Annotated in this window: 15 protein-coding genes and 1 pseudogene; 10 read left to right on the top strand and 6 right to left on the bottom strand. The window is 71.3% G+C overall.

Annotated features, from left to right (window positions below; all coding sequences use genetic code 11):
* Positions 1-573 precede the first annotated feature (573 nt).
* Positions 574-1,830 carry an MFS transporter gene (locus AC07F3_RS02015; protein WP_479109511.1) on the top strand — a complete coding sequence of 419 codons (1,257 nt, stop codon included), beginning with the start codon at positions 574-576 and terminating at the stop codon, positions 1,828-1,830.
* Between the two features lie 18 nt (positions 1,831-1,848).
* Here AC07F3_RS02015 and AC07F3_RS02010 read toward each other — a convergent pair whose 3' ends face one another.
* The 3 genes from AC07F3_RS02010 to AC07F3_RS02000 all read right to left on the bottom strand — a co-directional run bounded on the left by AC07F3_RS02010 (position 1,849) and on the right by AC07F3_RS02000 (position 5,648).
* A complete protein-coding gene (locus AC07F3_RS02010) occupies positions 1,849-2,766 on the bottom strand; it encodes a transketolase family protein (RefSeq protein WP_479109509.1) in 918 nt (305 codons plus the stop codon).
* A gap of 90 nt (positions 2,767-2,856) precedes the next feature.
* Complete coding sequence (locus AC07F3_RS02005; protein WP_479109507.1) at positions 2,857-3,528, bottom strand: thiamine pyrophosphate-dependent enzyme; 672 nt, start codon at positions 3,526-3,528, stop codon at positions 2,857-2,859.
* A 152-nt stretch (positions 3,529-3,680) separates the two neighbouring features.
* A complete protein-coding gene (locus tag AC07F3_RS02000; RefSeq protein WP_479109505.1) occupies positions 3,681-5,648 on the bottom strand; it encodes a M13 family metallopeptidase in 1,968 nt (655 codons plus the stop codon).
* Between the two features lie 202 nt (positions 5,649-5,850).
* Between AC07F3_RS02000 and AC07F3_RS01995 the strand changes: the two genes are divergently transcribed.
* Positions 5,851-6,738 (top strand): JmjC domain-containing protein, encoded by an 888-nt coding sequence (locus AC07F3_RS01995; RefSeq protein WP_479109503.1) that lies wholly within the window; start codon positions 5,851-5,853, stop codon positions 6,736-6,738.
* A 79-nt stretch (positions 6,739-6,817) separates the two neighbouring features.
* Here the strand turns inward: AC07F3_RS01995 and AC07F3_RS01990 are convergent, their stop codons facing one another.
* Complete coding sequence (locus AC07F3_RS01990; protein WP_479109501.1) at positions 6,818-7,648, bottom strand: TIGR03621 family F420-dependent LLM class oxidoreductase; 831 nt, start codon at positions 7,646-7,648, stop codon at positions 6,818-6,820.
* Between the two features lie 470 nt (positions 7,649-8,118).
* On the opposite strand from AC07F3_RS01990, the pseudogene AC07F3_RS01985 reads away from it, so the two are divergent.
* The 3 genes and pseudogenes from AC07F3_RS01985 to AC07F3_RS01975 form a co-directional block, all read left to right on the top strand.
* Positions 8,119-8,634 (top strand): annotated as a pseudogene (locus AC07F3_RS01985) (CmcI family methyltransferase); the annotation flags it as partial.
* A 70-nt stretch (positions 8,635-8,704) separates the two neighbouring features.
* Positions 8,705-9,232 carry a GNAT family N-acetyltransferase gene (locus AC07F3_RS01980; protein ID WP_479109499.1) on the top strand — a complete coding sequence of 176 codons (528 nt, stop codon included), beginning with the start codon at positions 8,705-8,707 and terminating at the stop codon, positions 9,230-9,232.
* A 662-nt stretch (positions 9,233-9,894) separates the two neighbouring features.
* Positions 9,895-12,450 (top strand): collagenase, encoded by a 2,556-nt coding sequence (locus AC07F3_RS01975; RefSeq protein ID WP_479109497.1) that lies wholly within the window; start codon positions 9,895-9,897, stop codon positions 12,448-12,450.
* Positions 12,451-12,646: 196 nt separating this feature from the next.
* On the opposite strand, the gene AC07F3_RS01970 is transcribed toward AC07F3_RS01975, so the two are convergent.
* Positions 12,647-15,220, bottom strand: coding sequence for a GmrSD restriction endonuclease domain-containing protein (locus AC07F3_RS01970; protein WP_479109495.1), 2,574 nt, complete (start codon positions 15,218-15,220; stop codon positions 12,647-12,649).
* A 286-nt stretch (positions 15,221-15,506) separates the two neighbouring features.
* Positions 15,507-17,396 (bottom strand): O-aminophenol oxidase PhsA, encoded by a 1,890-nt coding sequence (gene phsA / locus AC07F3_RS01965; protein ID WP_479109493.1) that lies wholly within the window; start codon positions 17,394-17,396, stop codon positions 15,507-15,509.
* 329 nt (positions 17,397-17,725) lie between these two features.
* On the opposite strand from phsA, the gene AC07F3_RS01960 reads away from it, so the two are divergent.
* From AC07F3_RS01960 to AC07F3_RS01940, 5 genes are all read left to right on the top strand, one after another.
* Positions 17,726-18,208 carry a flavodoxin family protein gene (locus AC07F3_RS01960; protein WP_479109492.1) on the top strand — a complete coding sequence of 161 codons (483 nt, stop codon included), beginning with the start codon at positions 17,726-17,728 and terminating at the stop codon, positions 18,206-18,208.
* A gap of 145 nt (positions 18,209-18,353) precedes the next feature.
* Positions 18,354-19,901 carry a TIGR02677 family protein gene (locus AC07F3_RS01955; protein WP_479109490.1) on the top strand — a complete coding sequence of 516 codons (1,548 nt, stop codon included), beginning with the start codon at positions 18,354-18,356 and terminating at the stop codon, positions 19,899-19,901.
* A gap of 94 nt (positions 19,902-19,995) precedes the next feature.
* Positions 19,996-21,297 (top strand): TIGR02678 family protein, encoded by a 1,302-nt coding sequence (locus AC07F3_RS01950; RefSeq protein ID WP_479109488.1) that lies wholly within the window; start codon positions 19,996-19,998, stop codon positions 21,295-21,297.
* Positions 21,294-25,397 carry a TIGR02680 family protein gene (locus AC07F3_RS01945; protein WP_479109486.1) on the top strand — a complete coding sequence of 1,368 codons (4,104 nt, stop codon included), beginning with the start codon at positions 21,294-21,296 and terminating at the stop codon, positions 25,395-25,397. Before AC07F3_RS01950 ends, AC07F3_RS01945 begins: the two co-directional genes overlap by 4 nt.
* Complete coding sequence (locus AC07F3_RS01940; protein WP_479109484.1) at positions 25,394-26,821, top strand: TIGR02679 family protein; 1,428 nt, start codon at positions 25,394-25,396, stop codon at positions 26,819-26,821. The genes AC07F3_RS01945 and AC07F3_RS01940 overlap by 4 nt, the downstream gene beginning before the upstream one ends.
* Positions 26,822-26,835 lie beyond the last annotated feature (14 nt).

The raw sequence follows: 26,835 nt of genomic DNA, 5'->3' as shown, positions 1-26,835 counted from the left end.
GCACCGGCGGCTCTCCTGTCACGAGGGGGGAACCGTGCCGACGGCCGGGTGGAACAAGCCACCGAACCGTCGGTCACGTCACATGCGTTCTTGGCTGGGTCAGGCGAAGTCGATGTTCTCGATGAGCATCGGGGCGTCGCCGTCGAACTCGTCGAGCTCGTCGATCGCCGCAGCGCGCAGCTCTTCCTCAGTGGGCTTGATCAGGGTGTCGATGCTCACAATGATCTCCTTGTCGTCGACGGTGACTGCGTCTCCGCTTGTGGATCAACGGGCAGCCACCGAGAACGTAAGCCCGCCTCCCGCCACCCGTCAATCAGCTTGTTCATGCCAAAAGTCCCCATTCCAACCGCATATGACGTTCCGTTCGGGAGGGCACTCACAACATCCTCACGCCCAGGGACCGGGGTGATCAGGGAGCCTCCGGGAGATTCCGGCACATGCTCTACGCTCATGGCGCGAAGGGGCCTCCACCGTTTCCACAGCGGCCCTCAACCACCCTTCCACCGACGGCCCTTCGCACGCGCCGCGAAGCGTCCGCGGTGATGGCTCGATCCGTGGGGAGACCTGCCTGCCATGACCACTTCGTCCAGCACCCCCGCGATATCCGCCGCGCCGGACCGGCCACTGCTGCGCGCCCACCGGGGCTTCCAACTGCTGCTCACCGGTGACACCGTGAGCCAGTTCGGCAGTCAGGTCACCACGGTGGCGCTACCGCTGGTGGCCCTGAGCACCTTCGGCGCCTCCGCGTTCCAGATGGGCCTGCTCACGGCGGCCTCCACGGTTCCGGTCGCGGTGGCCGGCCTGCCCGCCGGAGCGTGGGTGGACCGCATGCGGCGCCGACCGGTGCTCATCACGACCGACCTGCTGCGCTTCGCCCTCCTCGCCTCGATACCGCTGGCCTACGCGTTCGGCGTGCTCACGCTGGCCCAGCTGTACGTGGTGGCGGTGCTGGCCGGCACCGCCACGGTGTTCTTCGACGTGGCGCACCTGTCGTACCTGCCGTTCCTCGTAGGACGCGACCGGCTGGCGGAAGGCAACGCGGTACTCCAGACCGCCAACCGGGGCGCCTACTTCAGCGGTCCCGCGGTCTGCGGCTGGCTGGTGCAGGCGGCCGGACCGGTCGGAGCCCTCGTGGTGGACGCGGTCAGCTTCCTCGTCTCCGCCGGGTCCATCGGCGCGATCCGGCGGTCCGAGCCGCAGCCGAAGAACGAGGCACGCGGCTCGCTGCGCCAGCAGATCGCCGTGGGACTGCGCTACGTCCTCCACCATCCCGTCCTGCGCATGCTCGTCACCAGCGGCGTGCTGCTGTGCCTGGCGACCACCGCGCTGCTCGCCGTCCAACCGATCCTGCTCGTGCGGGACTTGGGCCTCAGCCCGGGGCTCTACGGTCTGCTGCTGGCCGGCGAGGGCGTCGGCGGCTTTCTGGGCAGTCTCACCGCGCGGTCGGTGATCCGGCGGATCGGGACCGCCCGCACGATCTGGGTGCCGAGCCTGGCCATCGTGCCCTTCGTCCTGCTGATGCCGTTCACCGGCCACGGCTGGCTCATCCTGTTGTACCCGGTGGGCTCGTTCGCCTTCTCCGTCGGCATCTCCATGCGCAACGTGGCCCAGCTGACCTACCGGCAGAGTGTCTGCCCGCCGGAGCTGCTCGGCCGGATGAACGCCTCGATGCGCGTGCTGACCTGGGGCGCCATGCCGCTGGGCGGCCTGCTGGGCGGCGCGCTCGCCCAGTGGGCCGGCACCCGCGCCGCGATGTGGGCCGTCTTCGCCCTGATCGTCCTGGCCCTGCTGCCCGTGCTCACACCCGCACTGCGCGCGGCCCGGGACTGACCCGGGCCGCGGCAGCCGCTACTTCTCGCCCACGAACCCGACGAGGGCGCGGCGCAGTCCCGCGCTGTCCAGGCCGTGGGCGATGGCGTGCTGGCGAGGCGTGCCGTAGTTGCGCAACTCATCGCGTGCGACGCCGAGTCCGAGCACCCGGTGCGCCACGTCGCCCAGCGATTCGGCGACCATCGCGACGGAGGTTCCGGCGAGGTACGGCTCGACGAGGACGACGGCCGGCTCACGCTGGTCGGCGACGGCCGCCCGCAACGCGACGGAGTCGAAGGGCCGGACCGTGGCCGCGTACAGCACGGTGACGTCCAGTCCCTCGGTCGCGGTCAGGACCGCGTCGGCGAGCGGGCCGACCGCGATGACGACCGCCGCCCTGCCCTGGCGCAGCGTGCGGAAGCCGCGGTGCAGACGGCCGTCGACGATGCCGTGGGCGTGGGCGTTGGTCTGGTTCGACAGGCGCAGGTAGACCAAGTCGTCGCCGTCGGCCGCCTCCCGCAACTGCGCCTCGGCCTCGTCGGCGTGGCCGGGGACGTCGATCGTCCAGTCGGGCAGCGTGGAGAGCAGGGCGACGTCTCCGGGCGACTGGTGGGTGCGTCCGCTGCTGGAGATGTCGTACGAGGCACCGGCGCTGACCAGCACCGCCCCCACGGCCTGGTGGTTGAGGTCCAGCTTGATCTGCTCGAAGGGCCGCTCGACGAGGAACGGAGCGAAGCTGTGCACGATCGGCCGCATCCCGGCGAGCGCGAGGCCGCCCGCGGCACTGATGAGGAGTTGCTCGCGGATGCCGAAGTTGAGCACCCGGTCCGGGTGGTGCTCGCGGGCACCGTCGAAGAGGGCGGACGTGAGGTCGGCGGTCAGCAGCGCCAACCGCTCGTGGGTGTCCAGCAGTTGCGTCGACACCTCGACGAAGCGCTCGCGCATGATTCCGGCCATGGGGGTCCTCCTTGGGTTCACGACGGGGCGGCCGGCCGCGGGTCGGCCGGCTGGGGGCGGCGAGGGGCGCGGCCCGGTGCGGGGCGGCTGTCAGCGCGCACCGGTGTCGGCCACCACGACCCGCGGCGTGCCGGGGTGCGGGGCACGGAAGGCGGCCTCCAGCTCGTCGTGGTCCCGGCCGTTCGCCCGTACCGCCGACCAGCCCTCCACCTCGAAGCGCTGCTCCATGCCGCCCGGCCAGCCGTGGCTCGCCGAGTGGTTGTCGACCACGATCACGTGCAGCCGTTCCAGGCCGACGCGACCCGCGTAGGCGATCGCCTCGTGGTTGGAACCCTCGTCCAACTCGCCGTCCCCGATGAGGACCCACACATCGGAGGGAATGCCGCGGGCCCGCAGCCCCAGTGCCGTGCCCACGGCCAGCGGCAGCCCGTGGCCGAGCGAGCCGCTGGATATCTCGACACCGGGCACCAGCGCCCGGTCCGGGTGCATGCCGAGCGGCGAGCGGAAGGAACCGAAGCGGGGCAGCTCGGCCGGGTCGATGAACCCCCGGGCGGCCAGTACCGCGTAGTAGGCCATGGGGCCATGGCCCTTGGACAGGAAGAACCGGTCGCGGTCCTCGGCCATCTCCGGGGTCACGCGCAGCACGCGGTCGTACAGCACCCACAGGGCGTCGACCGTCGAGGTCGCCGCTTCGCGGTGTTTCTCGTCGCCCGCCATCATCGACATCAAGTCGCGCAGGTCTTCGAAGGTTGCCGTGGTCATCGCAGCGGGGTCTCCAGACGTGTGTGGGGCGGGCGGGGAGGCGGCATGGGTGAGAGCCGGGCCCCGGGCGGAAGCCGGGGCCGAGGCCGCGTGGTCGAGCGATCCGGAGCACCGTGTGGTGTCCCGGTGGAGGCAAGGGTTCGGGGACCGGGCTACCAGATCCGCACCCGGTCGGCCGGGTCCCACCACATGCCGTCGCCTTCGCGTACGTCGAAGGCCTCGTGGAACTCCGCGAGGTTGCGCACGGCGGCGTTGCAGCGGAACTCGGCCGGGGCGTGCGGGTCGACCACCAGTCGCCGCCGGGCCTCGGCGTCGCGGGCCTTGAACCGCCAGACGCGCGCCCAGCTGAGGAAGAACCGCTGGGGGCCGGTGAGGCCGTCGATGACCGGTGGTTCGGCGCCGTCGAGCGACCGGAGATAGGCACGGTAGGCCATGGTCAGGCCCCCGATGTCGCCGATGTTCTCGCCGACCGTCAGCGCCCCGTTGACCTTCTGTCCGGGCGTCTGCGCCGGTTCCAGCGCGTCGAACTGGGCGATCAGTGCACCGGCCCGCTCGTCGAAGGCGGCACGGTCGGCCTCCGTCCACCACTCCTGGAGGGCGCCGGTGCCGTCGTACTTGGAACCCTGGTCGTCGAAGCCGTGGCCTATCTCGTGCCCGATGACGGCTCCGATGGCACCGTAGTTCACGGCCGCGTCGCTCTCGGGGTCGAAGAACGGCGGCTGGAGGATGGCGGCCGGGAAGACGATCTGGTTCATCCGGGGGCTGTAGTACGCGTTGACCGTCTGCGGGGTCTTGAACCACTCCTCGCGGTCCACCGGGCCGCCCAGTTTGGCCAGCTCCCGGTCGAACTCGAAGGCGGCGGCGCGCCGCGCGTTGCCGACCAGGTCGTCGCGGCGCACCGTCAGGGCGCTGTAGTCGCGCCAGCGGTCGGGGTACCCGATCATCGACGTGAAGGCGTCCAGCTTCTCCAGGGCGCGGTCCTTGGTCTGCGCGCACATCCAGGGCAGGGCCTCGATGTTGTGCCGGTGCGCGGCGACGAGGTTGTCGATGAGCTTCAGCATCAACTCCTTGGACCGGGGCGGGAAGTGCTCGGCGACGTAGAGGCGGCCCAGCGCGTATCCGAGTGCGGACTCGACCAGGTCCAGCCCCCGCTTCCAGCGCTCGCGTTGTGCGGGCACGCCGGTCAGGACGGTCCCGTAGAAGGCGAAGTGCTCCTCGGCGAAGGCCCTGCTCAACAGCGGTGCGGTGGCGCGGACCAGCTGCCACGACAGCCACGCCTGCCGGCATTCGACGGAGGTGTCCGCCCAGAGCGCGGAGACCGTCTCAAGGAAGTCGGGCTGCCGCACCACGACTTCGGCGAGCGCTGACGCGGGCGCCCCGGTCCCCTCCCGCCAGGCGTCCCAGTCGAAGGCCGGGGCCAGGGCGTCCAGGCCGGAGCGGTCGAGGAGGGTGTAGGCACGCACCACGTCGCGGGCGCTCACCCGGTCCCAGTGCGCCGAGGCGATGCGGGTCTCCAGCGCGACGACGTGTTCGGCGGCGCCGACCGGGTCGGTCGCACCGGCGAGCTTCAGCATCGTCTCGACGTGCGCGCGGTAGGCGACGCGGACGGCGGCGGAGGACTCCTCGCGGTAGTACGACTCGTCGGGCAGGCCGAGCCCGGCCTGGTGGACATGGAGGAGATAGCGGTCGGGCCGCCGCGCGTCGAGGTCCACGTACGCGCTGAAGAGGCCGGTGGCCCCCCACCGCTGGACCTGCCCCAGGACGCGGGCGAGGGCCGGGCCCGAGTCGGCGGCGGCTATCAGATCGAGGCCCGGGCGCAGGGGGCTCGCGCCGGCTTCCTCGACGCGCTGCTCGTCGAGGAAGCCGGCGTACAGGTCCCCGATGCGCCGCTCGTCACTGCCCTCGGGCGCGTCCCCGGCGGCGGCCCGCTCCACGATCTCCCGCAGGTGCAGTTCGGCGGCGTCGCGCAGATCGACGAGCGATCCGCTGACGGCGCGGTCCTCGGGAAGCACGGACTCGTCGAGCCAGCGGCCGTTGGCGTGGCGGAAGAGGTCGTCCTGCGGGCGCACCTCCGGACGCCCCCCGCCAAGGTCGACGCTCTTCGAGACCGCTTCGCGCATGCCGGCTCCTCCTGTGTCGTGGCTGTCCGCCAGACCGTATCCGACCTGCGAAGTGCCGGTACAGGTCCGGTGGTTCGATGCGGCGGCCTGGCCCGCGCGGGCGGGCCGATCGGTCGGGAACGGGTGTGTCGCCGGGCCTCGCGGTCGCCTACGATGCCTGACGGATCACGAGCCGGTGGGTGACGAACGGGTGGGAGACGGAGTGAGTCTGCGTGACCTGGGGTTCTCTGGCGACGAGTTCTCCGGCGGCTGGCCGGGCCGCGCCCGGACGGCGACGGCGCACGAGGCCGTGCGCGCGGTGCTCTCCCCGGCCGACCTGGACGAGCTCGTCACCGATCGCGGGCTGCGCATGCCTGCGTTCCGGATGGCGCGGGACGGCAAACTGATCAACCCGCGCCACTACACGCTGGCGTCCGGCGCGGACGCGGCCTCGACCGTCGGGCAACTCGCCGACGCGGAAGGGATCGCCCGGCAGTTGGGGCGGGGATCGACGCTGGTCCTCCAGGGGCTCCAGCGGTTCCACCCCCCGGCGGGCCGGCTCGCCCGCGCGCTCGCCGCGGACCTGGGCGCCCGGGTCTTCGCCAACGCCTACCTGACGCCGGACTCCGCCCAGGGTTTCGCCGAACACAGCGATCCTTACAGCGCGTTCCTCGTCCAGCTCGCGGGCGCCAAGCGCTGGCTGGTGCGGCCTTCCGCGGACGCGCCCGTGGAAGAGGTGGTCCTGCGGCCCCTGGATGTGCTGTGGCTCCCGGCGGGCTGGCTGCACGCGGGTGTCGCGCTGCCCGGCAGTCCCAGTGTTCATCTGACGCTGGCCGTCAATCCGCTTCCGCTCACCGATGTCGTCACCGCCGTCACCGAGACCTTGATGCGAGAGGTGGACGGCGAGACGCTGCCCCCGCTGCCCGCGGACGGTGCCCAGCAGGTGCTGGAGGGCGAGGTCGATCGGCTGGCCGCACGCCTGCGCGCCGCTCTGGAGGGCGTCGACACCAAGGAAGTGGCCCGCACCCTGCTGGCCCGCGCCGTCGAGGGTGCCGCGGCGCCGGCCGACCGGGTGAGTACGGCGCTGGGCTTCGTGCCGTCCGAGGCCTGAGCGGGCGCCAGGGCCGTCGGCGACAGCAGGGTCCGGCGGTGCGCCGGGCTCCCGCGGTGCTGTTCACCGCGCCCCCGGGTCAGCCGAGAACCGCCATCACCTTGGCGAAGGCGTCGAGCGCCGCCTCCTGCACGATGACGTAGTCGATGCCGAAACGCTTCCGGCGAGCGAGGAGTTGCTCGGCGATCTGTTCCGGGCTTCCGATCAGCACGGCGGGCAGCGCGCCGATCTGCTCCGGACTCAACGTGCCCCGCAGGAACCTGGAGTAGTCCTCCAACGCGGCCTGACGGTCGTCGGTCACCTCGGTGCGCAGGACGATGATGTTCCGGCGCACCGCGTCCCGGCCCGCGGCGCTCAGCTCCGCCTCGACCAGGGCCACCCGCTCATCCATCTGACGCTCCGTCAAGTACCGCATGCCCCGGCCCTGCGGGTCGAACCGGGTGCCCGCGAAGGACACGATGTCGGCCCGCCGGGCGGCCAGTCGCAGCACCCGGTCGCCGTTCCCGCCGATCATCACGGGCGGCAGCTGGGGCGAGGCGACGCGTGTCACCTCGTCCAGGGTCGCGACGAGTCGGTCCAGGCGTTTGCCCGGCGCCTCGAACGGTATGCCGGCCTGGTCGAACTCCGGCTTCTTCCACCCCGCGCCCAGCCCGACCTCCAGCCGCCCTCCCGTGAGTTGGGCGGCGGTGACGACATCTCTGGCGAACAGCGCCGGACTGTAGAACGAGGTGTTGCTCACGAACGTGCCGACGCGGACGCGACTGGTCGCCTCGGCGGCCGTCGCACACGCCAGGAAGGGCGACGGCATGCCGAGGTGGTCGGGCACGGTGATCACGTCGTAGCCGAGGTCCTCGGCACGTCGGCATTTGTCCATCCAGGAGGCCCGGTCCTCTAGCTTCGTCAGATTCACGCCGAACCGCATATTCATCGCACAGACCCCGTCCTTGAGTACCGGCGCCGCCAGGGCACGAAGCAGGAGAGCACGAAGGGCTCCCGGCCACCACCCCCTGCCGGATCACGGCCGCTCAGACTAGACCACAAGTGATCGTGTATCTTCGCGTCCCAAACGGAGTTGGGGGCGCAATGGCCGGTCAGGACTACGAGGTCAACGAACTCACCGAGGCCGCCGAACGTCTCGTGACCGCGAAGGTCGCGCGGCAGGGCGGCATCGCGACCTACCACGACCACCACATCCGGAGAGCGGCGAACCAGGCCCGCCGCACCGGCCGGGCAGAGGAACTGAACACCTACGTCGAGCTGCTCACGGCCGACCGGTTCCAGGACCCGCTGCCGCGCCTCGACCGGTCCGACCGGGAAGTCCTCGCGGCCCTGGCGTTCCCGGTCCGCAACTTCGTCGCCACCCAGGGGGTCACCGATCACCTCACCTGGGTCGGTCGACCGCTGTACAAGACGGTGTTCGACCTGGCCTGCTATCCGATGCTGATCGCCGAACTGACTCCGGGCACGATCATCGAACTCGGCTCCGGCAGCGGCGGAAGCGCGCTCTGGCTCGCCGACGTCGCCCAGGCGCACGGCCTGCGACCGGTGATCATCTCGGTCGACCGCACCGCGGTGGACCTCACGGACGACCGGGTGAGCTTCCGGACCGGAGACGTCGCCCACCTCGACGAGGTCCTCACCGACTGCGCCGACCTGCCCAGGCCCTGGCTGGTGATCGAGGACGCGCACGCCCACGTCCCGACCGTGCTCGACTACTTCGACGCCCGACTCACCACCGGTGACTACCTGCTGGTCGAGGACAGCCTCGCCAAACGGTCGGCCCTGCGGGAGTTCCTGCGCGGCAGCCCCCACCACTATCAACTCGACACCCGGTACCTGGACTTGTTCGGTGAGAACACCAGCTCCGCCATCGACTCCATCCTCCGCCGGGTATAGCGAGCGGCCGCACGCGGACCGTTGCATAGGCTGGCCGTCCCAGCCGACGTACCGCCACGAGGACCAGCGCATGCACCCCAGCACCAGGATCCGCCTGATCGAACCCGACGACGCCGCCCCGATCGCCGCGCACCGTGCGCGCGACGCCGAGGCCTTCCGGCGGTGGGAACCGGCCCAGCCGGCCGAGTACCTCACCCCCCAGGGCCAGGCGGATCGGATCGAGAGGCTGCTGGCCGGACACCGAGCGGGCACCGTCTGGCCGGGGGTGGTGGTCGCCGACGACCAGGTGATCGGGCAGGTCACCATCGGCGGCATCCTGCCGCAACCGCACCTGCGCCGCGGGTCCGTCGGATACTGGATCGCCACCGTCGCCCAGAACCAGGGCCACGCCGGACGCGCCGTCGGGCTCGCCCTGCGGGTGATGGCGGAAGACCTCGGTCTGCACCGCGCGGAGGCCTCCACCAACCTGGAGAACCTGCCGTCCCAACGCGTGCTGCGCCGCAACGGGTTCAGTCCGTACGGCGTCGCCCACTCCTCGATCCTGCTCGACGGAAGCTGGCGGGACGGGCTGCTGTGGGAGCGGATCCTCGGCGACTGAGGTCACCCGTGGAGCGGCGACCGGCCCTGCTACCCGCACTCCTGGTACGGAGTGCATCCTGGGGCCGTCTCCGCCCGGTTCGACGAGTATCCGGCGGGTTCCGTCCGACCGGATGACCTGACGGCCCGCTCGCTGACGGCGGGTTCACCCTGAGGTTCGCCCAGCGACGACGAGGGCGGCATCAGACCCGGTGCGGCGGGCGCGGGCGGACCGTAGACGGGTGGCTGATCGAGGCCCGCGTCCCAAGCTCGCGGGTCAAGCCGTTCCCCGGCTCGCGCGGTACGAGTCGGTACCACAACTCCCGTCAGGCTGCCGGTGGTTGACCCTCCACCACCCTCGGTCGCCCACTCACCGCCATCAGCCATACGGCCCGGCTCGGGCCTCACCGGCGGAGCCGGAGCAATGCCGCGGACGCACCGTCACCCCCCCAGGAATTGCCTCCGGTTTACCCGCGCGGCCTTCCCAAGCCATGTGACATATGCAATTTTACAGACCGCACCAAGGACGCAAGCCGCGTTCATGCCAAAGGTTCAGCTCGACCCGTGGGCTTCCCGGGTCCGTCCGCAGTGCCCCGGTCGCGGGCGGTCGGACGGGACGCGGGGCTCGCGGTACCCCCACCGCCGCGCCTCGGGCGCGGCCGCCACACCGCTGGGAGGCGGCACGTGAACACCCGACCGGAAAGACAAGCGAGACGAAGTCTCACCGGCTTCCTGATACTCGCCCTCACCCTCTGTCTGGGCATCGCCCTGCTCGCCCAACCGGGCCGCGCCGCCGCCGCGGACCGCTCCGCGGGGGCGACCACGCCCTCCGCCAAGGCCACGGGCGCGGGCCAGTCCAAGGGCCGCGCCGTACCGCCGCCGATTGGCTCGACGGCCGATCTGACCGACCGGTCCGACGCCCGGCGCAACCCGCTCGACGCCGCCCACCTGCCTCCCCCGAGGCCGATGACCTCACCGGCCCAGCCGAAGGAGAAGGCGAAGCCCAGGGCGGCGAAGGGCGCCGCGTCGTGCACCCCGGGCGACTTCGGCAGCCGTACCGGAGCCGACCTGGTCGCGTTCGTCCAGGCGTCGACCACGAACTGCGTCAACACGCTGTTCGGCCTCACCGGCACCGATGCCCACAACGCGTTCCGCGAAGCCCAGATGGTGACCGTCGCCAACGCCCTGGAGAACACCGCGCGCACCTACCCCGGTGACAACTCCACCCACGTGTGGCAGCTCGTCCTGTTCCTGCGCGCCGGGTACTACGTGCAGTCCAACAACGCCACCGCCGTGGGCCCTTACGGGGCGACCCTGGCCGCCGCCAGTGAGGCCGCGCTGGACACGTTCACCACGTCCTCGCACTTCATGGACGTCAGCGCCGCCAACGGCGACATCATGGGCGAGGTCCTGATCCTCACCGACAGCGCCAACGAGCAGGCCCGTTACCTCGATACGTACATCAAGGTGCTCGACGCCTACAACAGCTCCTACGACGCGTACTGGAGCATGGACACCGCCGTCAACGACGTGTTCACCCCGCTCTTCCGCGGCCACTGGAACCCCGCGTACATCTCGGCCGTGACCGCCGACCCGAGCATCATCGACACGCTCAGCGACTTCACGCTCAACCACCTCTCGAAGCTCAACGACCCGTGGTTCTACCTGGCGTCCAACGCGGGCACGGAGACGGCGCGCTTCCTCGACACACCCGCCCTCCAGGCCACGGTCCGCCCCCTGGCCAAGGGCCTGCTCGACGCCTCCGCCATCACCGGCCCGTCGGCGCCGCTGTGGGTCGGGGTCGCCGCGATGACCGACGCCAACGACAAGGCGCAGTGCTCGTACTACGGCACCTGCGACTTCGTCGGCCAGCTCACCGCCGCCGCGCTGCCCATCACGTACAACTGCGACGCCACCCACACCTTCCGCGCCCAGTCCCTGACGGACGCGGCGCTCACCGCGGCCTGCACCAGCGTCAAGGGCCAGGACGCCTACTTCCACAGCATCGTCAAGGACAACGGCCCCGTCGCCGACGACCACAACAGCAACATCCAGATCGTGACGTTCGCCAGCCCCAAGGACTACCAGACGTACTCCGGCTGGATCTTCGGCAACAGCACCAACAACGGCGGCGAGTACCTGGAGGGCAACCCCTCCGACCCGAACAACCAGGCCCGCTTCCTCTCGTACGTGAAGAGCGTCAACGACGGCTTCCCGGGCGACATCTGGAACCTCAACCACGAGTACACGCACTACCTCGACGGCCGTTACGACATGGCCGGTGACTTCGAGGCCGGGCAGGCCGTCCCGGACATCTGGTGGATCGAGGGCTTCGCGGAGTACGTCTCGTACAGCTACCGCGGCCTGCCCGACACCGAGGCGATCGCCGACGCCGGGCAGCACACCTACGCGCTGAGCACGCTCTGGCAGAGCACGTACGCCAACTCCGACCTGACCCGCACCTACCCGTGGGGCTACCTGGCCACCCGTTACATGGTCGAGAAGCACCCCGACGACGTGCAGAACATGCTGGCCAAGTTCCGCACCGGTGACTACGCCGGCGGGTACGCGGTGTACAACACCGGTATCGGCACCCGCTACGACGCCGACTTCACCACCTGGCTCGACGCGTGCGCCGCCGGTGCCTGCGGTGCCACGAGCGGCGGCCCGGCCGCAGCCTTCGACGCCACGGTGAACGGCATGACCGTGCAGCTCACCGACAAGTCCACCGATGCCGGTAGCACCATCACCGCACACGCGTGGAACTTCGGCGACGGCACCAGCTCCACGGCCGCCAGCCCGTCGAAGACCTACACCTCGACCGGCACGTACACGGTCACGCTGACCGTCACCGACGCCAACGGGAAGACCGCCACCACCAGCAAGACGGTCAACGTGACCGGCGCCCTTCCCGCCTGCACGAACGCCGACCCCCGGGTCATGGGCCAGAACTGCTCCCGCTCCGGCCGCGCGGCCACCGCGGGCAACTTGGACTACATGTTCCTGTACCTCCCCGCCGGGACGGTGACCCTGCACATCACCACCGCCGGCGGCACCGGCAACGCCGACCTCTACTACAACCCGAAGGGCTGGGCGACGGACAAGTCCTACACGGCCCGCTCCACGAAGGCCGGCAACACCGAGAGCATCACCGTCACCAACAAGACCGCCGGATACCGGTACATCAGCCTGTACGCGAAGACCGCGTTCAGCGGCGTGACGATCACGACGGCCTACTGATCCCGCGCTCATCCTCCCGTGCGGTGCCGGCCCGAGGAACCGGGTCGGCACCGCACGAACCTGACAGCGGGGGGCCTGGGTCCCGCTCTTGGCGTGGCCGGCAGCGCCCTGCTGCTCCGGAACGAGGTGGCGGTGAAGAAGGCCGCTGGAGCGGGCAAAGCCCAGGGCGCACCGCTGCCCGCGTCCAACGGCGGCGTCATTGGCTCTGCTGCCGAAACCACTCCAACACCTCGGCAAATTGGGCAATGCCGTCGCCGACCAGCGCGTTCACCGGGAAGCTTGGCCGCCTCCTGGGCAGGTCGTCGTCAGCAACATCCATATCCACACCGGGAATCGCCTGGATTCGGTCTCGGAATTCTTGCAAGAGAACAGGCCTGGTGAAGGGTTCTCGCTTCGCCAGGTGAGCGAAGGCGACCTCCACCACTCCCGTGCTCGGGTAGATGTACGCAGGCCATATGTAGCCCTGGGGACCGCGCCCTTCTCGCAGCATCGGCGCACAGCTGGTCTCGTCGGCCGTGCCGTACCACAGCCAGCCGCCCTTCGCTTCCCAGCTCTCCAGCAGCTTCAGCAGTTCATCGGCGAGGTCGGGATTGTGCGTGGAGAGCAGTGAGCGGAAATTGGCCGCGCGATCAACTGTGACTGTTTCGGCGTCCGCCTCACCGGTGGCTTCCTCCGCGTCCCCGAGCCCGGAAAGAGCGGCCAAGGCAGCTGCAGAGAGTCTTTGACTGGCGTCCGCCGTCGACCCGTCGAAGCGCACGCCCTCGCGTTCCAGTACCTCTTGCTGGGTTTCGGTACGGCTGTCCAGCCAGGCGAAGTCCGGCGAGGATGTGCCGCCGGCGCGCAGAACACGGTGCGCGTTCTGAACCCCCACGTGCTTGGCCAGATAGTTGCCGATGGTCTGGGCAGAACCTGCGCCGGTGACGATGGAGAGATCCTTGTATGTCGTCCAGGTGCCGGAAGGCAAGGACGCCAGCACGGTGCGCAGACGCAGCCACTCCGAGCGTTCATCGGTCTGTACCACTGCTCCCGGGAGCGGGGCGGGCCACAGGAGTACGGCACGATCGGCGAGCCGGTCGGCGCGCGCCAGGATCTCGGGCCGCCCCCAACGAGTTGCGGTGGCGATTTCCCTGTTCATGCGCAGGGCGCTCTGGTCGAGGATCTCTTGCTTGCGGGCGTAGGGGTGGTTGGACAGCCGTAGGTTCTCGCCCGTGAGCGTGAGATTGCCCAGGGTGTGAACGAGGGATTCGTGCAGCTCTTCGGGCCGCTCGCCGTCGGCGGCGTCCTCGGCAAGGACGGCGAGCCATGCCTCGCCGACGCGCTGCGGCAGGACGTGTTCGACGGTGGCCCAACTACGTGAGAAGTCGACCGGCTCCGGGCCCCCGTAGCTCTTCTCGAACTGCCGGAGCACGAACGCTCGATGACGGCTGCTCCCCTGCCAGTAGAAGGGATTCGTGCGGACTGCCTCGCGCAACTCATCATCCGTGGGCCAGCCCCGTCGCGGCGCCGACAGATACCGCAGGACGGCTTCCGGCAGCGGGCGGTCCTGTTCAAGGCTGGTGGGCAAGGCGGCGAGGATCTGCCTGACGCTGTGGGATCTGACCTGGCAGATCATCCGCCGCACCAGGAAGCTCTCCACGTAGTTCAACGCCAACGCAGCCTCTTCAGGCGTGCTCTTGCCGCGCTCTGCTTCGTCCAGGATGTGCAGTGCGGGCGAATAGTGGGCTTCGCCTCCCCATTCCGCCAAGCGCTGCAGTGCCTCCTGCACCTCTGCCCGAGGCTCTCGCTCCGGCTCGAACACCCGCAGGAGCAGGCGCCCAAGACTCCGTAGTCGGACCAGGTCCGCACAGAGGCCTTCCTCGCCCTCGACGCTCGAGATCTTCTCCATACGGCGCTGTTGCTCCTGGTAGACCTCACTGCTGGTCACCCGGTGCTGTCCCTGGAGGATCAGGTCGAGCCAGGCGAGCGTGGTCAGCCTTTCAGGTCCCAGTTCGGTCTGCATGGGAAGCCAGACCTTGTCGTAAACCTGCTCACCGAGGCGCGGGAGCTTCATGAATACGTAGTTACGCAGCAGGTCCGCCTGGCTGAGAGGCTTGCCCGTGTTGTTGAGCGACTCGAAGATCCGAAAGACGTTGTCCTGCGGTCCGGCCGTGATGGTGACCAGCGTGAACTGCCTACGCAACGCCTGCTCGATGTGGCGGACGGCTTCCCATTCGCCGACCGGGTCGTACTCGATGAGGGCAGCCTGGAAGAAGCGGTACGCCGCCCCGACGGTGTCGTTGCCTCCCGCCGCCGGATCACCGTCCACACACGCGAGGTAGGACGGCCTATCGGCTTGGGTGGGGAGCAAGCGATAGGCGTCAAGCCCTTTGTAATCCTCCTCATTGACCAGGTAGCGGCGGTGTATCAGCTCGGCTTTACGCGGGTCCAAGACCCGGACGTGATCCCGGAGGGCACAGGCGAGCAGCATGAGCGTGGTCAGGCGCTGTTGCCCGTCGATGACGGTCCAGCGCTGGACGGTGTCCGGCAGCGGCGGATGTGGATCGAGTACCAGCGACCCGAGGAAGTGCCCGCTGGGAACCTGTGACCCGCCTGCCGCCACCAGAGCCTGCTCCGCGAGGTCGTCCCACAGTCTCTGGTGGTTGTCCGTCTCCCAGCTGTAGGTGCGCTGATACAGGGGTATCTGGAACTGGTTGTCCCCCTGGATCAACCGCTCAAAGGTCGTTTCCCGCGCTTCCACCGAACCCCCACCCGCCCCGACTGTCACGTGCATGGGACTCCCATACGGCAGGAAGCCCAAGGGCGTACACACTATCGAGGTCACTCGGTTGAGAACTGCTCCTCCCCCAAGGCCTGTACCGCGTTGCGTGTTTTCTCGCCCCACGTCAGACGCAAAAGGCGCACCCGCCGCTCAGCGCCTGATTCCAGCGCACGCTGGGGACGCCCTTCGACAGACGCCCCCGAATCCCCCTTTCACCCCTTCTCCAGAACCACGTATTTGTGTTCTGGTCCCCTTCGGGAAGTGCACCGGAGCACAGGGGGAAGCGCGTCACCACTGTTCAGCCGGTATGCCCCCCGTGCCCGCCATGCCCGGCCCCGTGGTCGAAGGCCAGCGCCTCCTTCGGCATGACGACGAACGGGCGCATCATCCCCATGTCCTCGTGTTCCAGCAGATGGCAGTGGTACATGAACCGTCCGTAGGCCCCCTCGAACCGGCCCATCACGCGGAGCACCTGACCGCCGGGGACCCGGAACACGTCCTTGTACCCGTGCTCGTTCGGCGCGAGGGGGATCCGGCGTCGCGGGTCGAACGCCACGGGCGTTCGCGTGCCGCCCACCGCCGGGTCGAACCCGGACACGTCGTACGGGTCGCGGCCGAGGATCTGGAAGTCGGCCAGGTGGATGTGCATCGGGTGGGTGACGGGCGGGTTCACCGCGAGGTTGAGGAAGCTCCACTGCTCGTAGGTGCCTTCGGCGATCGTGAAGCCCAGGCCGTCGTTGAAGGTGCGTGCGATGCGCCGGTACGTCTTGGTCGTACCGTCCGCGCCGCGCACCTGGATGACGCCGTCCGCCGGGAGCCGCGGGTCCCCGGTGTCCGCGACCTCGGCCATCTCCCAGATCTCCGGGTGTCCGCCGCCGCCCTTCGTGCCGGGCGGGGTCAGCACGACGAGGCGGTGGCCGTGCTCGACGTCGTGCGTGATCCTGCGGAACGAACCGGACAGGACGTGCGGCAGCTCGAAGCCGTCTCCCGGCTCGTCCGGGTTCCCGCACGCGCGGACGCGGAACTCCATGACCTGCGGATAGCGCACGTCCCCCGCCACGTCGGGCACGCCCGGCGCCGCGTTCGGCCCCTTGTTGACGAAGCGGACGGCCCGGCCCGCGAGCGCCCGGAAGTCGATGAGGAGGTCCATCCGCTCGGCCGGGGCGACCGTGAGCGCGGGCAGGTCGTCGGCGAAGTCCACGGGCACGGGGCTCGGCAGGAACCCTCCGTCGCTGCCGATCTGGTGCAGGACTCCCGGCACCGGCCGGTCGTGCTCGTCGACGAGCACCAGGTCGTAGATGCGGGCGTTGGACGCGTTGACCAGACGGAAGCGGTACCAGGCGGGGTCCACGTCGGCGTACGGCCAGATGCGGCCGTTGACCGTCGTGTACGGGCCGGTGAAGGGGAGCGACACCGGCTTGCCCGTCTCGGCGTTCTTCGGGTCGACGATGACGGTCTTGTGCAGCAGGCGCCCGTTGAGCCGTCCGTCGGCGTCCGTGTCCAGGTTGCGGTCGGCCAGCAGCAGCGGTATCTCCCGCTCTCCACGCGGGAGTTGGAGCGCCTCCTCCTCGTCGTCCCGCACCAGGTAGGTGCCGTACAGACCCGTGTGGACGTTCCACCGGGTGATGTTCATCGCGTGGTCGTAGTACCACCACTGCACCGCCCGGTGGTCGTTCGGGTACTCCGAGAGCTGGGCATCGCCGTACCCCACGGCGTTGTCGGCCCAGCCGTCGTTGCCGCCACCGGTACGGGCGCCGTGCAGGTGCGTCACCGTCCAGGCGGGCAGCGCCGCGACGTCCTTGCCGGGCTCCACACCGCCGCGTCCCGGTTCGGTGGACGGTGAGGGCGTGGCGAGCGGAACCTCGACGGAGGTGACGGGATACTCGCTGCCCTTCGGGACCCGGTTGGTCCAGGCGATGCGCACCCGTCGGCCGCGCCGTACCTCGATGGTGGGTCCTGGCACGCTCCCGGCGTAGCCCCACATCAGGGTGGGCGGCAGCTGGGGGTGCAGGCGCACCCATGTCGGCCGTACGGCGATCTCGGTCTCCTCGCGTACGTCGCCGGAGTCGGGGCGCAGCACCGGCGGTACGGTCAACGGCGCTACGTACGGCGCCAGTTCACCGTCCTTCGGGGCCGGTGAGGCCTCGCCCGCCAGGCGGTCCGCGCCGCGTTCGATGATGTCGGTCACGATGGAACACCCCCGTGTTCTCGTCCGTGCGCACCGCCGCGCGGGTCGGCGCGTGCGGTGGCCCCCATCGGGCGGCCCGGTCAACGGCCACCCACACCAGTGGACGCCGGGGGCCCCAGGAAAGTTCACCGCGTCCCTCATTTCGACCGGGCCCCCTGGCCCGACGACGGCTCGGCACGGGTGGTCCGGGACGCCCCGCACGACACCGCGCCCGGGGAGTGACGCAGGTCACAGTCCAGGGGTGTCACGCTCCCGGGGGCGAGCGGTGTCCTATGCGCGTCCGCAAGGTTCCACCGCACTGACAGCGCGGAAATGAGAGGAGCATCGCCATGAAGGCCATGATCGTGAGTGTCTCCGTGTCGCACGGCAACACGAAGAGGGTCGCCGACGTGATGGGCCAGGTCCTGGAGGCCACCGTCGTCACCCCTGAGGAGGTCGATCCGGCGGAACTCGCCTCCTGCGACCTCGTGGGGTTCGGCTCGGGGATCTTCTTGATGGCGTTCCACCCGCGCCTGGTCGAGTTCATCCGGTCGCTCCCGCGGGAGCGGCGCGGCAAGGCGTTCGTCTTCTCCACGAGCGGGCTCCCCGAGACGCCGTTCCGCCCCTTCACCCGTCCCCTACTCCAGCTCTTGGAGCAGAAGGGTTTCGAGGCGGTCGACGCCTTCTCGTGCCGCGCCCTGGACACGTGGTTTCCGTTCAAGCCCGTGGGCGGCATCCGCAAGAACCGTCCCAACGCCGATGACCTGATGGCGGCACGGACGTTCGCGGAAGACCTGCGAGCCCGGGTCGAGGCCTCGGCCCGGCCGGCCTGAGGGGCGCCACACCGGTCTCGGCCATGGCGTACGTCCATGGCCTTGCCTGCCCGCGGCACGTTCGACGACTTCCAGCCAGTCGCCCTCCGTACATGTTTGGCCTGGGTTATTGAGGGCGGCTGCTCGTCGGACAGAATGGTCGGCGATGACCGCCACACCGTCCGGGCCGGCTATCGCCGGTTACAGTCCCTTCGCCCACCTCACCGCCCCCTACGCCCCTCTCTACCGGCAGGTGATGCGGGTCTTTCTCGCTGCCAAGGAGCGGTTCGCGGTCCATCTGCGTCCCGATGACGTGCTGGCCGCGCTGCCCGCACGGGACCGGCCGGTCGAGCTGGACGCCGTGGTCAAAGCGCTCGACAGCCTGGTGGAGTGGGGCAATCTGCGGGCCGATCCGGACACCGCGCGGGTCACCGCCGTCGAGGACTTCTACCGCAAGCGGTTCATCTATCAGCTCACCCAGGCCGGGGAGGCCGCCGAGGAGGCGCTGTCCGCGTACGACGAGGCGCTGGGGCGGCGCGGCGCGCTGCAGGCCGTCGCCCTGCACGACATCGTGACCCAGCTGCGCGCGCTGCTGGTCCTGGCCGCCGAGCAGGCGCCCGATCCGGCCAAAACGCATCTCGCGCTCGACGCCCTGGCCAGCCGGTTCGCGGCGCTCGCCGACAACGCACGAGCCTTCATGGGCTCCCTGCAACGCACCATCGATCTGCACGGCGTCGAGGAGGAGGCCTTCCTCGCGTACAAGGACCATCTGATCCAGTATCTGGAACGGTTCATCCAGGATCTGATCACCCTCGGCGGACGCATCGCCCAGCTGATCCTCGAACTCGACGACCGCATCGGCCCCCTGCTGCGTACCGCCGCGGCACGCGAAGCCACCGACGCCTCGCCCGAGCAGGCCGTGCACGCCGAGCAGGAGGCGTACGAGCGCTGGGCGGGGCGCTGGGCGGGCCTGGCCGGTTGGTTCGTGAGCCGGGACGGGCGGGAGTCGCAGGCACGACTGCTGCGCGGCCGCGCTCTAGGGGCCGTACCCCAACTCCTCACCGTGGTAAGGGCGTTGAACGAGCGGCGTACGGGGCGTTCGGACCGCTCCGCCGATTTCCGCACCCTGGCCCGCTGGTTCGCCGAGGCCCCCGACGACGACGCGCGGCACCGGCTGTGGCGTACGGCGTTCGGGCTCTACCCGGCCCGCCACCTCAGCGTCGACGCCGAAACGCTGGCCGAGCGCGCCGCCCACCCCGTGCCCGCCGCCACCCCGTGGGGCGCGGCCGAACCCCTGCGCATCAGCCCTCAGCTGCGCCGCACCGGCAGCTACGAGCGGCGCGGCAGGACCCGCAAGGTCGAGGACCGCTCGGCCGCCCGGCGCCACCTCGCCGAGCTCGCCGCCAAGCAGGCCGCCGAGACGGTGGCCGCGCGCGCCCGCCTCGCCACCCACGGCACGACCCGCCTGTCCGAGCTGGGCGAGCTCGACCCGCTCGCCTTCGGGCTCTTCCTCCAGCTGCTCGGTGACGCGCTCGCCACCTGGCGCCCGGGCATGACCACCACCAGCGCGAGCAGCAACGACGGCTCCCTGGAGATCCGGCTCACCGCCCTCGCGGACGGACGGACCGCCGAGGTCCGCACTCCCGGCGGCACCTTCCGCGGCCCCGACCACGCCATCGACATCGCCGATCTGAGCGTGAGGGAAGAGCGATGAACCGCAGCATCGATCCGCCGTCGGGAACCGGGGCGGTGCGCCGCGTCATCGGCTCGGCGCGGGGCGACGCCGTGCCGCGGCCGGGAGGGACTCGATGAGCACGCCCCTCGCCCAGGTCCTGGAGGGCCAGCACGCCGCCGACGTGCGCAAGGCCGCCCGGGCGCTGCTCGCCGAGCCGCTGCTGCTCGCGCGCGGCCCGCACGCGGACGCGTTCCGGCTGGTGCGCCGGCACGCGACGGAGCTGCGCGAGTGGTTCGACCGCAACACCGGCTGGTCGCTCCAGGTGGACGCCGAGACCGCACGGCTGCGCAAGACTCCGGGCACCCTCACCGACCCCACCCACCCCGCGCGGGAGGCCAAGCGGAGCGCCGCCCCCTTCACCCGGCGCCGCTACGTCCTGCTCTGTCTCGCGCTGGCCGCCCTGGAGCGCGGCGAGGCACAGATCGCGCTCGGCCGCCTCGCCGAACAGGTCGTACTCGACGCGGCGGATCCCCAACTGGTCGCCTCCGGAGTCGAGTTCACCCTGGACCGCCGCGACGAACGCCTCGACCTGGCCGCCGTCGTACGGCTCCTGCTGAGCCTCGGGGTGCTGCGGCGCGTGGCCGGGGACGAGGAGGCGTACGTCAGCGGGGCGGGCGACGTGCTGTACGACGTCGAGCGGAGGGTGCTCGCCGGACTGCTCGCCGCGCGCCGCGGCCCCTCCCTCATCCGGGCGACGACGTTCGAGGAGCGGCTGTCCGAGCTCGTCGCCGAGACCGCCCTGGACAGCGACGACCTGCGGTTTCGGGCGATGCGCCGTTCCCTGACCCGCCGCCTCCTCGACGACCCGGTGCTCTACTACGACGACCTCACCGATGCGGAGCTGGCCTATCTCACCCGGCAGCGCGGATTCCTCACCGCCCGCATCGGTGAGTTGACCGGTCTGGTCGCCGAGGTCCGCGCCGAGGGCATCGCCATGGTCGACCCCGACGACGGCCTCACCGACGTGCGCATGCCCGAGCAAGGCACCCACGGGCACATCACGCTGCTCCTCGCCGAGCATCTGGCCGCCTGCCCCGGCCCCGTCGCCACGCGAGAGCTGGAGCGGCGGGTGCGGGAACTCGCCGCCGAGCACGGCGGCTTCTGGGCCAAGTCCGCGCGTGAACCCGGCGCCGAGGCCGAACTGGTCGAGCAGGCCGTCTCACGACTCGCCGCTCTCTCACTCGTGACCCGCCCCCGGGACGCCGTCGTGCCCCGGCCGGCCCTGGCCCGGTACGCCGTCGGGGAGGCCGTCGTCCTCGAACCCGGACAGCCCGCACCAGCAAGGCCCGGGTCCCGCAAGTCCGCGGCGCGAAAGCCTGCCTCGGGCCTGCCCGCACCGGAACTGCCCGCCCAGCGAAGGACCACCGACCGATGACCGTCCTGCCCGCTCCGTGCCGCACCCGCTGGCAGCCCCTGCGCATCGGGCTCGTCGACCTCTTCCACTACGACGTGGAGGAGTTCCACTTCCGCGACGGGCGTCTGCTGCTGCGCGGCAACAACGGCACCGGCAAGTCCAAGGTCCTCGCTCTCACCCTGCCCTTCCTCCTGGACGGCGACCTCACCCCGCGCCGCGTGGAACCCGACGGCGACCCGGGCAAGCGCATGGAGTGGAACCTGCTGCTCGGCGGCGAGCATCCGCACCCGGAGCGTCTGGGCTACACCTGGATCGAGTTCGGCCGCCGGGACGAGAGCACTGGCGAGGAGCACTTCCGTACGCTCGCCTGCGGGCTCAAGGCCGTCGCTGGGCGGGGCATCGCCCGCCACTGGTACGCCGTGACCGATCAGCGCGTCGGCGTGGACCTCGGTTTCCTCGACGCGACCGGCACCGCCCTGTCCCGCGACCGCCTCGCCGAGGCGATGGCAGGACGCGGCATGGTGTACGACCAGGCCAAGGCCTACCGGCGGGCCGTCGACGAGGCACTGTTCGGGCTCGGCGAGCAGCGCTACGGCGCCCTGGTCGACCTGCTCATCCAGCTCCGCCAGCCCCAGCTGTCCAAACGCCCCAACGAGAGCGCTCTCTCCCGTGCCCTGACCGAGGCTCTGCCGCCGATGGACCAGGCCGTCGTCGCCGACGTCGCCGAGGCGTTCCGCTCGCTGGACGAGGAGAAGGACGAGCTGCGGGCGGCGACCGAGGCCGAGCGCGCCGCCTCCGCGTTCCTCGACCACTACCGGCGCTACGCGCGCATCGCCACTCGCCGCCGGGCCCGGCTGCCGCGCACCGAACACTCCCGCTACGAGCACCTCCAGCGGGATCTGACCGAGGCGCAGTCGCTCAAGGAGACGGCCGAGCGGGACCGGGCGGAGGCCGCGGCGCGCCTCGCCACCTTGGAGGAGGGCGAGGCGCGGCTCAAGGCGCAGGACGCAGCGCTGCGCGAAGGACCCGAGATGCGCAGCGCGCGCGAGCTGGAGCAGGCCGCCGCCCACGCCGAACGCACCGCGCAGGCACAGTCCCGCGCGGAGGCCGACCGCGCGCAGGCCGCCGTGCTCCACACCCGCGCCCTCGACCGCCTCGCCGCCGCCGAAAACAGGCTCACCTCCGCACGACAGCAGGCAGAGAGCCTCCTCCTGCGCGCCCGGGAGACCGCCGCACAGGCACGCGTCGGCCTCGACGAGGAGCCGACCCGGCAGGCCGCCGAGGAAGCCCTGGACCGCAGGCGCCGCACCCTCACCCATGTCGAGAACCTTCTGGACACGGCGGACGAGGCCGCCCGCGAGCGCCTCGCCGCCTCACGGCGCCTGGACGAGGCGGAGGCCGACCTCGCACACGGCACCGAGGCACACGGCCGGGCCGAGGCCGAGGCCGCGCGGGCGGGCCGGGCACTGCTGGATTCCGTACGCGAACACAGCGCCCAGTGCCGCGAGTTGACGTACGAGGATGGGGTGGGCCTCCTGGACGAGCTCCAGGACTGGACCGGCCACCTGGACGGGCCCTACCCGGCGCGGGTGCACGCCGGGCGCGCCCATCGCGCCCGAACGGCCGAACTCGCGGACCGGGCGGCCCGGTTGAGCGCTCGTGGCAAGGAGCTGGCCGAGCGCACCGCACAGGCCCGTGCCGAACTCGCCGCTTTGGAGGCCGGTGGTCAGCGCGGCCCCGACGCTCCGCACACCCGCACTCCCGGGCTGCGCGAACGACTCCCGGGCGCGCCTCTGTGGCGACTCGTCGACTTCCACGACACCGTCGCCCTCGAGGACCGCGCGCACATCGAAGCGGCCCTTGAGGCATCCGGCCTCCTCGACTCCTGGGTGCGGCCCGACGGCAGCGTCCTTGCCGACGACGGTCACGACGTCCTGCTCGCCCCGCGCACCGGGCCCCTCACCGGGGCCTCTCTGGCCGACGTGCTGCGTCCGGCCGTGGACCGCGGCGACGCGCGAGCGGCGGCCGTCGCCGAGGAGACCGTCGGACGGCTCCTGGCCTCGATCGGCCTCGCTCCCCTCCCCGCGCCTCTCGAAGCCGCTCCCTCTGAATCCTCCTGCGACACCTGGGTCGCCACCGACGGCCGTTTCCGCGCCGGAGCGCTCACCGGGCGCTGGACCAAGCCTGCCCCCGAGTACGTCGGCGAGGGTGCCCGCGAGGAGGCCAGGCGCGCCCTGATCGACGCGCTGCGCGGCCAACTGGCCACGCTTCAGGCCGAGTCGGAGCGTGTCACGGCCGAGAACCGGACCGTCGCCGAACGCCGCCGCTCCCTCGATTCCGAGCTGGCATCCCTACCTGACGACGCCCCGCTCCGACAGGCGCACTCCCATGTGAGCGCCGCCGCCGACACGGCCCGCCGGGCCCGTGCCCGCCGAGAAGAGCGAGCCGCCGACCTCACCGAAGCGGCCGAACGAGCCGAACGCGCAGCAGCCGAACTGAGCTCTACAGCAGCGGACTTGGGCATTCCGTCCGATCGGGACGGGCTGGTCGCCGTACGGCACTCCCTCGCCGACCTCGCCACCGTGCTCGCCGCCCTGTGGCCCGCTCTGCGCCAACGCGGGGAAGCCGACCGCACCGTCACCGAGGAACGCGCCGAGGCCGAACAGGCCGGTCAGCGCACCGCGGAACTCGCCCTGCGGGCCGAGGACGCCGCCCGCGAGGCGGCCGTGGCCGACGAACGCCACCGCACCCTGCGCTCCACGGTCGGCGCGGCCGTCGCCGAACTCGAACGCCGACTCACCGAGGCCGCCGAGGCGCTCCGTATCTGCGCCGTCGATCAGCGCCGGGCCCGCGATCAGCACGGCGAGTCCGACCGGCGCGCCAGCCGCGCGGAAGGCCGCATCGAGCAGCTGGAGAAGGACGTCGCCGATGCGGCCGCCCACCGCGCGGACGCCATCACCGCACTCCAGCGTTTCGCCACCACCGGCCTGATCCACGTGGCCCTGCCCGACCTCGACATCCCGGCCCTGGACGAAGGGCCCTGGGCGGCCACGCCCGCCGTCGCCCTGGCCCGCGCCATCGAGGCCGCCCTGGTCCAGACCGAGGACTCCGACAGTGCCTGGGAGCGCATTCAGCGCCGCCTCAGCGAAGAACTCACGATCCTGCAGAACGCCCTGTCCCGGCACGGCCACACCGCCTCCGCCCGCATGGTCGAGGACGGCATGGTCATCGACATCGTCTACCAGGGCCGCCGGCGTTCCGTGCCCGACCTCGCGGCCGCCCTCACCGTCGAGGTCGGCGAGCTCACCCGCATCCTGTCCGCGCACGAACGCGAGGTCCTGCAAACCCATTTGATCACCGAAGTGGCCGGAACCCTCCAAGAACTCATCGGGGCCGCGGAACGCCAAGTGCAGGTGATGAACCGGGAGTTGGAGACTCGGCCCACCTCCACCGGAATGCGTCTTCGCCTGGTGTGGCGCCCCTCCCGCAAGGCCCCCGCCGGACTGGCCCAGGCCCGCGAACGGCTGCGCCAGTCGGCCGACGCCTGGACCTTGGAAGACCGCGTCGCGGTCGGCGAGTTCCTGCAGGCGCAGATCGCCCAGCAACAGAGCGACGACAGCTCGGGCAGCTGGCTGGAACACCTCACCGCCGCCCTCGACTACCGCTCCTGGCACGAGTTCGGGATCGAACGCCAGCAGGGCGGCCGCTGGGTCCCCGCCACCGGACCCGCCTCCGGCGGTGAACGGGCCCTGGCCGTGTCCGTCCCGCTGTTCGCCGCCGCGTCCTCCCACTACGCCAGCGCGGGAAACCCGCACGCACCGCGTCTGGTCACCCTCGACGAAGCGTTCGCGGGCGTCGACGACGACTCCCGCGCGAAGTGCCTGGGCCTGCTCCACGCCTTCGACCTCGACGTGGTGATGACCAGCGAACGCGAATGGGCCTGCTACCCGCAGGTCCCGGGCATCGCCATCGCCCAGCTCTCCCGCATCGACGAGGTGGCCGCGGTCCTGGTCACCCGCTGGGAGTGGGACGGCGCCGCACGCGTACAGGGCGAGGATCCCGGGCATCGGGCACCGGCGGACACCGCCGACGCGGGCCCCCAGGAGTCGCTGTGGACATGACCTCGGAGCGGGCCGACGACACCCGGGGCCCCGCCCAGGGCGAGCGGTATCTCGACGACGGACGCGAAGGGGCCGACCACACCGGCACGCCCGCCCTGCGTGAGCGGTACGCCAGCGACGACAGCACGCGGGTCGACCGCCCCAGCGTGCCCGAACCCGCCGTCGTGGACCTCGCCGTACCCGACGACCGGCCCGCCCCCGCCGCGCAGGTCGACACCGTACGTCTGCGCCGACTGCTCGGCACCCCCGACCTCGCATGGCTCGTGGAGCGCGTGCGCCGCCGCCTGGAGCGCGGACAGCCGCTGTCCGGCCCGGTCTCGCTGGCCGCGCCGACCGGTGCCCAGCGGGCGGCAGCCGAACGCCTCCTGGGCCGGGCCCCTCGCGGGGGCCGGTCGCTGACGGTGCGCCTGGAGGCCGTGGACTTCGTCCTGCGCCGCTCCGGCATCAGCCCCGACGGCCTCGCGGCCGCCCACACCGCGCTCGCGGGCCCCGTCATCCCGCTCAGCCGAGCCCGCGACGACGAGGCCCGGGCCTGGCGCCAGGCGCACGAGCCCCTCGACACCCTCGCCCTCAGCCGGCCCGAACTCGCCGACTGGGCGGGCCGGATACGCGACGACGGCCTCGTACGGCGTCTCGCGCGCAGCCCCGACGCCGCTCGCGCCCTGCTCACCGACCTGGCGACAGTGCTGCACGAGCTCCCCGTCGGCCCGCCCGTCTCACTGCCCGCCTTCGCCGCCCGCGTCCTCGGCAGCGCTCATGCCCTCGACGACGCCACGCCCCTGGCCACCGTCACCCTCTCCGGCATCCGGGCCCTCACCGCCTTCCCCGACGGCAGCGGCGCCGAATGGCGACGCGAGGCGTGGGCATCGGCAGGACTGCTGCGCGACGCCCTCTCCTCCACCGTCCTCACCCTCAACCTGCGCGGCACCCCGGCCCTCGACGCACTGGCCGAATCGGGCGAGCCGGCCGTGCTGACCCTTCGTCAACTCACACGCCAGTCGCCCGCGATGAAGGTTTCAACGATCCATGCCTGCGAGAACCCGACCGTCCTGGCAGCGGCAGCCGACACGTACGGCCCCGACTGTGCGCCCCTCATCTGCCTCCAGGGACAGCCCTCGGCCGCCGCCCTCACCCTGCTGCGCCACCTCCATACCCGCGGCGCGACCCTGCTGTACCACGGCGACTTCGACTGGGGCGGGCTGCGCATCGCCGCCACCCTGCTGCGCCACGTGCCCTGGCAGCCATGGCGCTACACGGCCGCCGACTACCGAACGGCGGCCGCCACCGCCGCAACACCCGTTCCCCTGTCCGGCACCCCCGCCGAATCCCCCTGGGAGCCCGCCCTCGCCCGCGCCCTCACCGACATCGGCCACCGCGTCGAGGAGGAGGCGGTGCTGGACACGCTCCTGGCAGACCTGGCGTGACGGGGCTCGCCGCA

This window comes from Streptomyces sp. NPDC045846 (assembly GCF_056431605.1).
The sequence above is the reverse complement of the archived record's forward strand: the minus strand, read 5'-3'. Positions and strand labels throughout refer to the sequence as shown.

What these genes read in the sequence shown, in the direction of transcription:
- AC07F3_RS02015 (WP_479109511.1), top strand. Translation starts at nt 574, where the DNA reads ATGACCACTTCGTCCAGCACCCCCGCGATATCCGCCGCGCCGGACCGG.
- AC07F3_RS02010 (WP_479109509.1), bottom strand. Translation starts at nt 2,766, where the DNA reads ATGGCCGGAATCATGCGCGAGCGCTTCGTCGAGGTGTCGACGCAACTG.
- AC07F3_RS02005 (WP_479109507.1), bottom strand. Translation starts at nt 3,528, where the DNA reads ATGACCACGGCAACCTTCGAAGACCTGCGCGACTTGATGTCGATGATG.
- AC07F3_RS02000 (WP_479109505.1), bottom strand. Translation starts at nt 5,648, where the DNA reads ATGCGCGAAGCGGTCTCGAAGAGCGTCGACCTTGGCGGGGGGCGTCCG.
- AC07F3_RS01980 (WP_479109499.1), top strand. Translation starts at nt 8,705, where the DNA reads ATGCACCCCAGCACCAGGATCCGCCTGATCGAACCCGACGACGCCGCC.
- AC07F3_RS01970 (WP_479109495.1), bottom strand. Translation starts at nt 15,220, where the DNA reads ATGCACGTGACAGTCGGGGCGGGTGGGGGTTCGGTGGAAGCGCGGGAA.
- AC07F3_RS01960 (WP_479109492.1), top strand. Translation starts at nt 17,726, where the DNA reads ATGAAGGCCATGATCGTGAGTGTCTCCGTGTCGCACGGCAACACGAAG.
- AC07F3_RS01955 (WP_479109490.1), top strand. Translation starts at nt 18,354, where the DNA reads ATGACCGCCACACCGTCCGGGCCGGCTATCGCCGGTTACAGTCCCTTC.
- AC07F3_RS01950 (WP_479109488.1), top strand. Translation starts at nt 19,996, where the DNA reads ATGAGCACGCCCCTCGCCCAGGTCCTGGAGGGCCAGCACGCCGCCGAC.
- AC07F3_RS01945 (WP_479109486.1), top strand. Translation starts at nt 21,294, where the DNA reads ATGACCGTCCTGCCCGCTCCGTGCCGCACCCGCTGGCAGCCCCTGCGC.
- AC07F3_RS01940 (WP_479109484.1), top strand. Translation starts at nt 25,394, where the DNA reads ATGACCTCGGAGCGGGCCGACGACACCCGGGGCCCCGCCCAGGGCGAG.